Source organism: Ewingella sp. CoE-038-23 (genome assembly GCF_040419245.1).
In the GTDB taxonomy this organism is placed as follows: domain Bacteria; phylum Pseudomonadota; class Gammaproteobacteria; order Enterobacterales; family Enterobacteriaceae; genus Ewingella; species Ewingella allii.
Genome location: NZ_JAZHOH010000001.1, coordinates 1,072,200 through 1,084,141, shown reverse-complemented (window position 1 = coordinate 1,084,141; position 11,942 = coordinate 1,072,200). Strand labels below are relative to the sequence as shown.

9 protein-coding genes and 6 tRNA genes are annotated in these 11,942 nt (G+C 52.3%); 14 read left to right on the top strand and 1 reads right to left on the bottom strand.

What is annotated here, in order from left to right:
• Nucleotides 1-66 precede the first annotated feature (66 nt).
• From nagA to V2154_RS05155, 10 genes are all read left to right on the top strand, one after another.
• Nucleotides 67-1,206, top strand: a complete 1,140-nt coding sequence (gene nagA / locus V2154_RS05200) for an N-acetylglucosamine-6-phosphate deacetylase (RefSeq protein WP_353503922.1) — start codon at nt 67-69, stop codon at nt 1,204-1,206.
• A 20-nt stretch (nt 1,207-1,226) separates the two neighbouring features.
• Nucleotides 1,227-2,447, top strand: a complete 1,221-nt coding sequence (gene nagC / locus V2154_RS05195) for a DNA-binding transcriptional regulator NagC (RefSeq protein WP_353501344.1) — start codon at nt 1,227-1,229, stop codon at nt 2,445-2,447.
• 47 nt (nt 2,448-2,494) lie between these two features.
• The gene (locus V2154_RS05190) at nt 2,495-3,247 is read left to right on the top strand and encodes an HAD-IIA family hydrolase (protein ID WP_185688304.1); all 753 of its coding nucleotides are present in this window, start codon (nt 2,495-2,497) and stop codon (nt 3,245-3,247) included.
• A gap of 346 nt (nt 3,248-3,593) precedes the next feature.
• Entirely contained in the window at nt 3,594-5,255 is a 1,662-nt protein-coding gene (gene asnB, locus V2154_RS05185) for an asparagine synthase B (protein ID WP_034788380.1), read from the top strand.
• Nucleotides 5,256-5,486: 231 nt separating this feature from the next.
• Nucleotides 5,487-5,563 (top strand) — tRNA-Met (locus tag V2154_RS05180).
• 12 nt (nt 5,564-5,575) lie between these two features.
• Nucleotides 5,576-5,660: transfer RNA gene (locus tag V2154_RS05175), tRNA-Leu, on the top strand.
• Nucleotides 5,661-5,684: 24 nt separating this feature from the next.
• Nucleotides 5,685-5,759: transfer RNA gene (locus tag V2154_RS05170), tRNA-Gln, on the top strand.
• A gap of 58 nt (nt 5,760-5,817) precedes the next feature.
• A tRNA-Gln gene (locus V2154_RS05165) sits at nt 5,818-5,892 on the top strand.
• A gap of 84 nt (nt 5,893-5,976) precedes the next feature.
• Nucleotides 5,977-6,053 (top strand) — tRNA-Met (locus V2154_RS05160).
• 40 nt (nt 6,054-6,093) lie between these two features.
• A tRNA-Gln gene (locus V2154_RS05155) sits at nt 6,094-6,168 on the top strand.
• 139 nt (nt 6,169-6,307) lie between these two features.
• On the opposite strand, the gene ubiF is transcribed toward V2154_RS05155, so the two are convergent.
• Complete coding sequence (gene ubiF, locus V2154_RS05150; RefSeq protein ID WP_353501343.1) at nt 6,308-7,492, bottom strand: 3-demethoxyubiquinol 3-hydroxylase; 1,185 nt, start codon at nt 7,490-7,492, stop codon at nt 6,308-6,310.
• 214 nt (nt 7,493-7,706) lie between these two features.
• Here ubiF and miaB point away from each other — a divergent pair, with 214 nt between their 5' ends.
• The 4 genes from miaB to corC all read left to right on the top strand — a co-directional run bounded on the left by miaB (nt 7,707) and on the right by corC (nt 11,942).
• Nucleotides 7,707-9,131, top strand: a complete 1,425-nt coding sequence (miaB, locus tag V2154_RS05145; RefSeq protein WP_353501342.1) for a tRNA (N6-isopentenyl adenosine(37)-C2)-methylthiotransferase MiaB — start codon at nt 7,707-7,709, stop codon at nt 9,129-9,131.
• A 274-nt stretch (nt 9,132-9,405) separates the two neighbouring features.
• Nucleotides 9,406-10,482: a PhoH family protein gene (locus V2154_RS05140; RefSeq protein ID WP_353501341.1), complete on the top strand. Its 1,077-nt coding sequence runs from the start codon at nt 9,406-9,408 to the stop codon at nt 10,480-10,482.
• Nucleotides 10,479-10,970 (top strand): rRNA maturation RNase YbeY, encoded by a 492-nt coding sequence (gene ybeY / locus V2154_RS05135; RefSeq protein WP_353501340.1) that lies wholly within the window; start codon nt 10,479-10,481, stop codon nt 10,968-10,970. The genes V2154_RS05140 and ybeY overlap by 4 nt, the downstream gene beginning before the upstream one ends.
• Before the next feature lie 93 nt (nt 10,971-11,063).
• Nucleotides 11,064-11,942 (top strand): CNNM family magnesium/cobalt transport protein CorC, encoded by an 879-nt coding sequence (gene corC, locus V2154_RS05130; protein ID WP_353501339.1) that lies wholly within the window; start codon nt 11,064-11,066, stop codon nt 11,940-11,942.

The window sequence follows — 11,942 nt, the reverse complement described above, 5'->3', positions numbered from 1 at the left end:
GAGGGAGTGAGGCAGCCAACGCAGCAGCAGCGTGACTGGAGAAGGGCAAACGTACTAGGGGGCATGATGTACGCTTTGATTAATGGCCGCATTTATACTGGCCACGACGTTCTGGATAACCACGCGGTCGTCATTGCCGACGGCAAGATCGAACGTGTCTGTCTGGCAGCTAAACTGCCGGCGAATATGGAAACTCGCGATCTGGATGGCGCCAGCCTTGCCCCCGGATTTATCGATTTACAGCTGAACGGCTGTGGCGGCGTGCAATTTAACGATTCTCTGGAAGCAATTTCAGTTAAGACGTTAGAAATCATGCAGAAAGCCAACGAGAAGTCCGGCTGTACTAGCTATTTACCGACGCTGATCACCTGTAGCGATGACTACATGAAGCACGGGATCAACGTGATGCGCGACTACTTGAAAAAGTATCCGCATCAGGCGCTGGGCCTGCATCTTGAAGGGCCGTACCTCAGCCCGCTTAAGAAAGGCACCCATAATCCGGCGTTTATTCGCAAACCTGACAGCGCGATGATTGATTATCTGTGCGCCAATGCGGATGTCATCACTAAGGTGACGCTGGCACCAGAAATGGCCGAAGATAAGTATATTCGCCAACTGCGCGACGCGGGCATCATCGTTTCTGGTGGACACTCCAATGCCACTTATGAAGAAGCGCGCAAAGGCTTTGCGGCGGGTATCACCTTCACCACTCACCTGTTCAACGCCATGCCAGCCATTACTGGCCGCCAGCCGGGCTTAGTCAGCGCGATTTTTGATACGCCAGAAGTCTATACCGGCATTATCGTTGACGGCCACCACGTCGCCTGGGCGAACGTGCGTAACGCGAAAAAACTCAAAGGTGACAAACTGGTTCTGGTGACTGACGCCACTGCGCCAGCCGGTGCCGACATTCAAGAGTTCATTTTCGCAGGTAAAACAATATACTATCGTGATGGACTCTGTGTTGATGAAAACGGTGTACTGAGTGGTTCAGCGCTAACCATGATCGAAGCTGTACAAAACAGCGTTGAGCATGTTGGTATAGCTCTGGACGAAGCACTGCGCATGGCAACTCTGTATGCCGCACGTGCGATTGGCGTGGATGCGCAACTGGGCAGTATTGAAGCCGGTAAAGTCGCCAACCTCACCGCCTTCACCCATGATTTCAAAATCACGAAAACTATCGTTAATGGTGACGAAGTTTAATTGAGCGGATAAAAGTATTGATGACGACTGACGGACAGGCACAAATCGGCAACGTTGATCTGGTAAAGCAGTTAAACGGCGCGGCGGTTTACCGCCTGATTGATCAGCAAGGGCCAATATCTCGCATTCAGATTGCAGATCACAGCCAGTTGGCTCCCGCCAGCGTCACCAAAATTACTCGCCAGCTGTTAGAGCGCGGGTTGATCAAAGAAGTGGATCAACAGGCTTCCACCGGGGGCCGCCGCGCTATTTCGATTATCACCGAAACCCGCCCTTTTCATACTATTGCCGTCCGCCTTGGACGCAACGATGCCACCATCACGCTGTACGATCTCAGCGCGAAATCTATCGCCGAACACCACTACGCCCTGCCGGAACGCACCCAAGAGACGCTCGAGAACACGTTGATTAAAGCCATTAAGGAATTTATGGAGCTTAATCAACGTAAAATCCGCGAGCTGATTGCTATCTCCGTCATCCTGCCCGGCCTGGTCGACCCTAATAAAGGTATAGTGCGCTACATGCCGCACATCAGCGTGGGCAACTGGAAATTGGTCGATGCGCTGGAAGAAATGTTCAAAGTCACCAGCTTTGTCGGCCACGATATTCGCAGTTTGGCTTTAGCGGAGCACTATTTTGGGGCAACCCGCGACTGTCAGGACTCCATTTTGGTTCGTTTACACCGCGGTACCGGTGCAGGGATCATCGTCAATGGGCAAATTTTCCTCGGCAGCAACGGCAACGTCGGCGAAATCGGCCATATCCAGATAGACCCGCTGGGCGAACGCTGCCACTGTGGCAACTTCGGCTGCTTAGAAACCGTCGCCGCCAACTCAGCCATTGAAAATCGGGTGCGTGCCCTGCTCACTCAAGGTTATCCGAGCAAATTAAGTCTCGAAGACTGTTCTATAACCGCGATTTGCAAAGCAGCGAATCGCAGCGACGGCCTGGCCTGTGAAGTGATCGAGCACGTCGGACGCCAGTTAGGCAAAGGCGTTGCCATCGCGATAAACCTGTTCAACCCACAGAAAGTGGTGATAGCCGGGGAAATTACCGAGGCAGAAAAAGTCCTATTGCCAGCGATTCAAAGCTGCATTAACACGCAGGTGTTGAAGGATTTCCGCCGTAACCTGCCGGTGGTGAAATCAGAGTTAAACCATCAGTCTGCTATCGGCGCCTTCGCGCTGGTCAAGCGGGCTATGCTCAATGGCGTGCTGTTGCAGCGTCTGATGGAAAATTAAGCTGTGCTATAGTTCGGGATTGCCAGAATGGATTGGATTAGGGACCTATGACTTTAAAAAACGTAATTTGTGATATCGACGGCGTACTGCTCCACGACAATACGCCGGTCCCGGGTGCAGATCTTTTCCTCGCACGCATCCAGGAACAGGGCATGCCGCTGGTTGTGCTGACCAACTACCCTTCCCAGACCGCGCAGGATTTAGCGAATCGCTTTACCGCCGCAGGTCTGGACGTCCCTGAAAGTGCTTTTTACACCTCCGCCATGGCAACGGCTGACTTTCTCAAACGGCAGGAAGGCAAGAAAGCCTATGTCGTGGGCGAAGGCGCATTAATTCACGAGCTTTATAAAGCAGGCTTTACCATCACTGATATCAATCCTGACTTTGTTATCGTCGGCGAAACCCGCTCGTATAACTGGGATATGATCCATAAAGCCGCCTTCTTCGTCGCCAACGGTGCGAGATTTATTGCCACCAACCCGGATAGTCATGGTCACGGCTTCTCGCCAGCCTGCGGCGCGCTGTGCGCCCCGATTGAAAAAATCACCGGCCGCAAACCTTTCTATGTCGGTAAGCCAAGCCCGTGGATCATTCGCTCTGCACTGAACAAAATGCAAGCACACTCGGAAGAAACGGTGATTGTCGGCGATAACCTGCGCACCGACATTCTGGCGGGCTTCCAAGCAGGTCTGGATACCATTCTGGTGCTGTCAGGCGTGTCGACCTTGAATGATGTGGAAGAGATGCCATTCCGCCCAACCTGGATCTACCCTTCTGTCGCTGATATCGACATTATCTAGTTTCACCCGCTTCCCCTGCTTTCTCACGTCTGGTCATTCGACCAGACGGACTTCTACCACTTGTCGCTATTTTCTTTTCATTCCCCATTTTTGCCCACAGCTCAAATCAGCGAGAAAAATTGCATATTCCGCAATTTAAATAGCCCTAAACTGAAAATCCATCAAAGATCTGACCTACCTCAACAACTATTTTTCAGAAGAATGCTAAACCACTTGCACAGATGAGGGGTTTTGTCGCATTTTCTTAATCAACCGCGCAGTAAAGCCGAACCTTTAATGAGAAATCGGCAAAGCGTAAAGCAAACACAACAAAATAATCGTTTATAAGTGGTCAGGAGAAACAGATATGTGTTCAATTTTCGGTGTGCTCGATATCAAGACCGACTCCGCTGAGTTGCGTAAGAAAGCGTTGGAGTTATCCCGTCTGATGCGCCATCGCGGCCCGGATTGGTCTGGCGTTTTCGCTAGCGATAAAGCCATTCTTTGCCACGAGCGTCTGTCGATTGTCGACGTGAACAACGGCGCACAGCCGCTGTACAACGCCGCGCACACCCACGTATTGGCCGTTAACGGTGAGATCTACAACCATCAGGCACTGCGCGCTGAGTTAGGCCACCGTTACGAGTTCCAGACCGAATCTGACTGTGAAGTGATCCTCGCGCTTTATCAGGAGAAAGGGCCAGAGTTTCTCGACGAGCTGCAAGGCATGTTCGCCTTCATTCTGTATGACACAGAAAAAGACGCCTACCTGATTGGTCGCGACCATTTGGGCATCATCCCTCTTTATTATGGTCACGATGAGCACGGCAACCTGTTCGTTGCTTCTGAAATGAAGTCGCTGGTGCCGGTGTGCCGCACCATTCAGGAATTCCCTGCGGGCAGCTTCCTGTGGAGCAAAGAGGGCCAAATTCGCGAATACTACCGCCGCGACTGGTTCGATTACGACAACGTTAAAGACAACCCAACGGACGCGGCCGCGCTGCGCGACGCGCTGGAAGAGTCAGTGAAAAGCCATCTGATGTCCGATGTGCCTTACGGCGTGTTGCTATCCGGCGGTTTGGATTCCTCGGTGATTTCCGCCATTACTAAGAAATTCGCCGGTCGCCGTATCGAAGATAAAGACCAAAGCGAAGCCTGGTGGCCACAGCTGCACTCCTTCGCCGTCGGCCTTGAAGGTTCTCCTGACCTGCGCGCCGCACAGGCCGTGGCTAACCATTTGGGCACCGTGCACCATGAAATTCACTTCACCGTGCAGGAAGGTCTGGACGCCATTCGTGACGTGATTTATCACATCGAAACCTATGACGTGACTACTATCCGCGCGTCGACCCCGATGTACCTGATGTCGCGTAAAATCAAAGCGATGGGCATCAAGATGGTGCTGTCCGGTGAAGGCGCAGATGAAGTGTTGGGCGGCTACCTTTACTTCCATAAAGCGCCAAACGCCAAAGAGTTCCACGAAGAAACCGTGCGTAAGCTGCTGGCCCTGCACATGTATGACTGTGCTCGCGCCAACAAAGCGATGTCCGCATGGGGCGTCGAGGCTCGTGTGCCATTCCTCGACAAGAAATTCCTCGACGTGGCGATGCGCATCAACCCGAAAGACAAGATGTGCGGCAACGGCAAGATGGAAAAACATATCCTGCGCGAGTGTTTTGAGTCTTACCTGCCACACAGCGTGGCATGGCGCCAGAAAGAACAGTTCTCTGACGGCGTAGGTTATAGCTGGATTGATACCTTAAAAGAGGTCGCTGGGCAGCAAATTACTGACCAACAGCTCGAAACTGCACATTTCCGCTTCCCGTATAACACGCCGGGCTCCAAAGAAGCGTATCTGTACCGCACCATTTTTGAAGAGCTGTTCCCAGTACCAAGTGCAGCAGAGTGCGTTCCGGGTGGCCCGTCGGTAGCCTGTTCTTCTGCTAAGGCGATTGAGTGGGATGAATCCTTCAAAAACATGAACGATCCGTCCGGTCGTGCTGTAGGCGTTCACCAGTCCGCCTACTAATTTGCAGAAATAACCGGGTTTTATTTTCGATTAACGGGCCTGCTATGGCCCGTTTTTTCGTCACAAAAGCCAATAAAAATAACGTGTTTTGCTGAATTTATCGCCACACTGGTTATAAGCCAGACAAATGATTGCTCTAAGACATTTTTCGTCAAAAAAGTGGTTGACGCAAAACGGCCAACTACGCATAATGCGCCCCGCAACGCCGATGAAGGTTGCAAGAAAAAAGATGGCTACGTAGCTCAGTTGGTTAGAGCACATCACTCATAATGATGGGGTCACAGGTTCGAATCCCGTCGTAGCCACCAAACTTTTTTCATGCGGGAGTGGCGAAATTGGTAGACGCACTAGATTTAGGTTCTAGCGCCGCAAGGTGTGCGAGTTCAAGTCTCGCCTCCCGCACCATTTCCTGATATCGGTAAGCACAGTTGGGGTATCGCCAAGCGGTAAGGCACTGGTTTTTGATACCAGCATTCCCAGGTTCGAATCCTGGTACCCCAGCCATTTTTTCTTGTTTTATCTTTGATATTGCATGAAAAAATACAATTTGAAGTAGTTTTATTGGGGTATCGCCAAGCGGTAAGGCACTGGTTTTTGATACCAGCATACCCTGGTTCGAATCCAGGTACCCCAGCCATACTTCTTATTGGCAAGCGATTGAAATTTATTATTAAGTTAATCAAATCAGCGCTTGAGTTTTAGAGTTAAGTCAGTAAAATTTGGCTACGTAGCTCAGCTGGTTAGAGCACATCACTCATAATGATGGGGTCACAGGTTCAAATCCCGTCGTAGCCACCATTTTATTGTCTGCATGAGTGTTTTAGTAAAGCAGTTCTTTTGGGGTGTCGCCAAGCGGTAAGGCTCTGGTTTCTGATACCAGCATACCCAGGTTCGAATCCTGGCACCCCAGCCATATTTAGAAAAGCTCGCTTAGGCGGGCTTTTTGCTTTGTATTGCATCCCCTTCATACTTCGAGCTGCAGATGCGTTGGCTGCGCTCGGGTACCCGAATCACTTACTGATGTAAGCTCATCGGGCTGTTGCTTCTTGCTGTTAAATCCCTAACGCATATTTCAGCGCTTTGGTTTTGAGTGCGCCTGCGCGTTGGGCGGTCATCAGGGCCAGATTGCGCAAGATCTTCACCGGCGGTAAGTCATTGCTGAAGGCGGTGTAGAACAGGTCCATGCCGCTCTGCATCAGTAAATTATCCAGACGGCGCTGGCGCTGATACCTCAACAACACGCGCTCTTCAAACCACTTCTCTTCGCTTTCGCGCGCTTTCTTCACCACGTCGAGCAAAGCCTCTACGTCGCGATAGCCCAGATTAACGCCCTGCCCGGCCAGCGGATTGATGGTATGCGCGGCATCTCCGACCAATACCAGACCTGGCAACACGTAGCGCTGCGCGTGGCGGCGAACCAGCGGGAATGAACCCGAGGAGAGCGCCTTAACAGGCCCTAAGCGACTCGGGAAGGCACGGCTGACCTCATCCGTTAGCTGCTTCATGTTCAGCGTCTGCAGATAGCGAATACGCTGCGGGCTGTCATACCACACTAACGAGGCGTTATTGCCAGACAGCGGCAAGAAGGCTCTCGGGCCTGAAGGGTAAAACTGCTGCCAAGTGGTGTCTTGATCTGCTGACGCCGTTTCCACATTAATGAGCATGCAGTTTTGGCGATACTGCCAGCCATCGACGCCAATCCCCGCCAACTGACGCACCAGCGAGTTCGCACCATCGGCAGCAACCACCAGTTGGGTTTTCAGGACTTCTCCCGTGGTGAGCTGCAACGACCAGCTTTTATCATCGTGCTGCAACAGGTGGCGAAGCTTGGACGGGCAAAACAGAGTCAGGTTCAGCAACGCATCAAACTGCTGCCACAGGCCGAGCTGCAAGACGCGGTTCTCAACCATAAAGCCCAGCTCTGACAAACCGAGCGAGGAGGCGTCGAAACGCACTTCAGAACCCTCGTTTTCCCAAGTTTCCAGACGACGATAAGGCGTCAATCTCATGCTTTCGATAGCAGTCCACGCGCCAAGGCTTTGCAGGAAACGCACCGAGGCGCAGCCAATGGCCGAAATACGCAGATCAATTGCCGCGAGAGCGTCGAACTCAGCCGGGCGCTGGTTTTCAATCAGGGCCACGCGAAGGCCCTGTTGGGCCAGCCCTAGCGCCGCCGCGGCTCCCACCATGCCACCACCGACGACGACCGCATCAAAGGATTTTTCAGAAGGGTTCATTTTCATCCAGCTTGATAATGGAATTCATTCCCTGAATGATACCGGATTTTTATGTTGGTATCAGAACCTAAGCTGTTTAACTGCACTGGTCACCACTGGAGCGAGGGTTTACAATACGCCCCTGGACGTCACCGTCGCCCGAGCCCGTGGTTCTGCTCTTCAGCACGGACACAGATATAACGCTTTTCTACCCGCATTGAGTAATGACAAGTCGATGATTAAAAAACTGCACATAAAGACCTGGGGCTGCCAGATGAATGAATATGATTCATCTAAAATGGCCGACCTGCTCGAAAGTACACACGGTTATCAGCTGACCGACGTCGCTGAAGAAGCAGATATTCTGTTGCTGAACACCTGTTCTATTCGGGAAAAGGCTCAGGAAAAAGTGTTCAGCCTGCTGGGCCACTGGAAATTACTCAAGAAGAAGAACCCTGACCTCATTATTGGCGTGGGTGGCTGCGTGGCGTCACAAGAGGGCGAAATGCTGCGCCAGCGTGCGCCTTGCGTCGACGTGGTCTTCGGCCCGCAGACCCTGCACCGCCTGCCGGAAATGATTAACCACGTGCGCGGCACCAAAAGCCCCATCGTCGATATCAGCTTCCCTGAAATCGAAAAATTCGACCGCCTGCCAGAGCCGCGTGCCGAAGGCCCAACGGCGTTCGTCTCCATTATGGAAGGCTGCAACAAGTACTGTAGCTTCTGCGTGGTGCCCTACACCCGTGGTGAAGAGGTCAGCCGCCCAAGCGACGACGTGCTGTTCGAAATCGCCCAATTAGCCGCTCAGGGCGTGCGCGAAGTCAACCTGCTCGGCCAGAACGTCAACGCCTATCGCGGCGCGACCTATGACGGCGGCGTTTGCAGCTTCGCAGAGTTACTGCGCCTGGTGGCGGCAATCGACGGCATCGACCGCATCCGCTTCACCACCAGCCATCCGGTCGAGTTCACCGACGATATCATCGAGGTGTACAAAGACACCCCGGAGCTGGTGAGCTTCCTGCATTTGCCTATCCAGAGTGGCTCCGACCGCATTCTGACCATGATGAAGCGCCCGCACACCGTGCTGGAGTACAAGGCTATTATCCGCAAACTGCGCGCGGTGCGCCCTGATATTCATATGAGTTCCGACTTCATCATTGGCTTCCCCGGTGAAACCAACGACGATTTCGAGAAGACCATGAAGCTGATTGCCGAAGTAAATTACGACGTCAGTTTCAGCTTCATCTACTCCCCTCGCCCCGGTACGCCTGCGGCGGACATGGTGGATGACGTCAGCCTCGAAGAGAAGAAACAGCGTCTGCAAATCCTGCAAGACCGTATCACTCAGCAGGTGGTGCGCTTTAGCCGCGCAACGCTGGGTACGGTGCAACGCATCTTGGTGGAAGGCACGTCGCGCAAGAGCATTATGGAGCTGACCGGGCGTACCGAATGCAACCGCGTGGTGAACTTCGAAGGCACGCCGGACATGATTGGCAAGTTCGTCGACGTTGAAATCGTTGATGTTTATGCCAACTCGCTGCGCGGCGTCGTGGTGCGTACGGAAGACCAGATGGCGCTGCGTCTGCACGAATCGCCACAGTCGGTCATTGCCCGTACTCGCAAAGAGAATGAGATTGGCGTGAGTCTCTACCAGCCATAATCTGGCAGCCCATAAAGGCTTAGATCCCGCAACAGGACGCTTCGGCGTCCTGTTTGTTTTTACAGTTTTTAGTCGAAAACTCCCCTATCAGAACAGTGATAAGGTTTAATTTTTCGAGACAGGCCGCATATTGTCACTAAGGTGTACGCCATCCCGTGGCTAACAAGGCATATTTTGCCAAGGGCATGTATTATTAACCAAGGTATTGTGAGTTTTATTGGTGTGAGCAACGCCAGCTAAGACGACAAAAGTCAGACACATCAACAGGTCCTTCGTGGCCCAGAGGAAAAGTTTGAACGTTGTAACACAAGAGATTTTGCTAGAGCCCGAAGACAATCAGCGTTTGCTGAGCCTGTGCGGGCCGTTTGATGACAACATCAAACAACTGGAACGTCGGTTGGGCGTCGAAATCAACCGTCGTGATAACGCCTTTAAACTGGTAGGAAAAAGTCTGCCTGTGACCGCCGCGGTCAATATTCTGCGTGATTTATACGTGGATACCGCGCCGCTGCGGGGAGAAACTCAGGATATCGATCCTGAGCAAATCCATCTGGCCATTAAAGAGAGCCGCGTGCTGGAACAGACCGCCGAGAGCGTGCCTGACTATGGCAAAGCGGTGATCATCAAAACCAAGCGCGGCATGGTGAAGCCACGCACGCCAAATCAGGCGCAGTACATCGCCAACATCCTCGACCACGATATCACCTTTGGTATCGGGCCTGCGGGTACGGGTAAGACCTATCTCGCCGTGGCGGCGGCCGTCGATGCCCTTGAGCGTCAGGACGTGCGACGTATCCTGCTGACTCGACCAGCGGTTGAAGCCGGTGAGAAACTGGGCTTCCTGCCGGGCGACCTCAGCCAGAAAGTTGACCCTTATTTGCGCCCGCTGTATGACGCGCTGTTCGAAATGCTCGGCTTTGAGAAAGTGGAAAAGCTGATTGAGCGCAACGTGATTGAAGTCGCCCCGCTGGCCTACATGCGCGGCCGTACGCTCAACGACGCCTTTATCATTTTGGATGAAAGTCAGAACACCTCGATTGAACAGATGAAAATGTTCCTGACGCGCATTGGTTTCAACTCCAAAGCCGTGATCACCGGCGACGTTACCCAGATTGACCTGCCGCGCCACCAGAAGTCTGGCCTGCGCCATGCTATCGAGGTGCTTTCGTCGGTTGATGAACTTAGTTTCAACTTCTTCCATAGCGAAGACGTGGTTCGTCATCCCGTGGTAGCCCGTATCGTGGTAGCCTATGAGGCTTGGGAAGAAGAAGATCAAAAACGTCGCGATGCTATTGCTGAACAACGTCGTCAGGAATCTCATCAGCCGCCGTCACAACAGGTTAATCAATGACTCAGGTTATTCTCGATTTGCAAATCGCATGTGAAAACAGCGAGGGTTTACCCACGGAAAGTGATTTCCAAAAATGGCTGGACGTCGTCCTGCCACAGTTTCAGAAAGAGTCAGAAGTGACCATCCGTCTGGTTGATGAAGCGGAAAGTCACGAGCTGAATATGACTTATCGTGGTAAAGACAAATCGACCAACGTGTTATCCTTCCCGTTCGAGGCTCCGCCGGGTATGGAATTGCCGCTGCTGGGTGATCTGGTCATCTGCCGTCAGGTAGTTGAAAAAGAAGCTCAGGAGCAGCAAAAAGAACTGCTGGCGCATTGGGCGCATATGGTTGTTCACGGCAGTCTGCATCTGCTAGGGTATGACCACATCGTCGATGAAGAAGCCGAAGAAATGGAGTCCATCGAGATAGAAATTATGCAGAGTCTGGGTTATCCGGACCCGTATATTTTCATTGAAGATGACGAGAAAGACGACATTCGAGACTAGCGTTAACGCCTCCCCCATCGCCACAAGCCTTGGGGGACTTCCGTTTCTGTTAGTTATTATTTCCCTTTATATGAGTAAATTTAACCAAACGCCATGAGCGATGACCATTCACAAAATAGTGATAGCCCCAGTCCCAAGAAGGGCTTCTTTTCCCTTATTCTCAGCCAGTTATTTCACGGTGAACCAAAAAACCGTGGCGATCTGGTCGAGCTGATCCGTGATTCCGAACAAAACGACCTGATCGATCCCGATACCCGTGACATGCTGGAAGGCGTGATGGATATCGCCGAGCAGCGTGTACGTGACATCATGATCCCGCGTTCGCAAATGATCACGCTTAAACGCAACCAGCCGCTGGAAGAGTGTCTTGACGTCATCATTGAGTCAGCGCATTCACGCTTCCCGGTGATCAGCGAAGATAAGGACCACATTGAAGGCATCCTGATGGCCAAGGACCTGTTGCCGTTCATGCGCACAGAATCCGAACCCTTCAGCATTGATAAAGTTTTGAGAACCGCCGTGGTGGTGCCGGAAAGCAAGCGCGTTGACCGCATGCTGAAGGAGTTCCGCTCACAGCGTTACCATATGGCTATCGTGGTCGATGAGTTCGGCGGCGTATCTGGTCTGGTCACTATCGAAGACATCCTCGAACTTATCGTGGGTGAAATCGATGACGAGTATGACGAAGCGGAAGACTTAGATATCCGCCAGCTCAGCCGCCACACCTATACCGTCCGTGCGCTGGCGCCTATCGAGGACTTCAATGAAGTCTTCCAGACCAACTACAGCGACGATGAAGTCGATACCATTGGTGGCCTGGTGATGCAGTCGTTTGGTCATTTGCCAGCACGTGGCGAAACCATTGAAATTGACGGTTACCTGTTCAAAGTTGCCATGGCCGACAGCCGACGTATTATTCAGGTTCACGTAAAAATACCGGACGACGCGCCGCAACCGATATTGGAAGAATAA

Excerpts from the sequence above, each read along its gene's own strand:
- nagA (WP_353503922.1), top strand. The coding sequence starts at position 67 with ATGTACGCTTTGATTAATGGCCGCATTTATACTGGCCACGACGTTCTG.
- nagC (WP_353501344.1), top strand. The coding sequence starts at position 1,227 with ATGACGACTGACGGACAGGCACAAATCGGCAACGTTGATCTGGTAAAG.
- V2154_RS05190 (WP_185688304.1), top strand. The coding sequence starts at position 2,495 with ATGACTTTAAAAAACGTAATTTGTGATATCGACGGCGTACTGCTCCAC.
- asnB (WP_034788380.1), top strand. The coding sequence starts at position 3,594 with ATGTGTTCAATTTTCGGTGTGCTCGATATCAAGACCGACTCCGCTGAG.
- ubiF (WP_353501343.1), bottom strand. The coding sequence starts at position 7,492 with ATGAACCCTTCTGAAAAATCCTTTGATGCGGTCGTCGTCGGTGGTGGC.
- miaB (WP_353501342.1), top strand. The coding sequence starts at position 7,707 with ATGATTAAAAAACTGCACATAAAGACCTGGGGCTGCCAGATGAATGAA.
- ybeY (WP_353501340.1), top strand. The coding sequence starts at position 10,479 with ATGACTCAGGTTATTCTCGATTTGCAAATCGCATGTGAAAACAGCGAG.
- corC (WP_353501339.1), top strand. The coding sequence starts at position 11,064 with ATGAGCGATGACCATTCACAAAATAGTGATAGCCCCAGTCCCAAGAAG.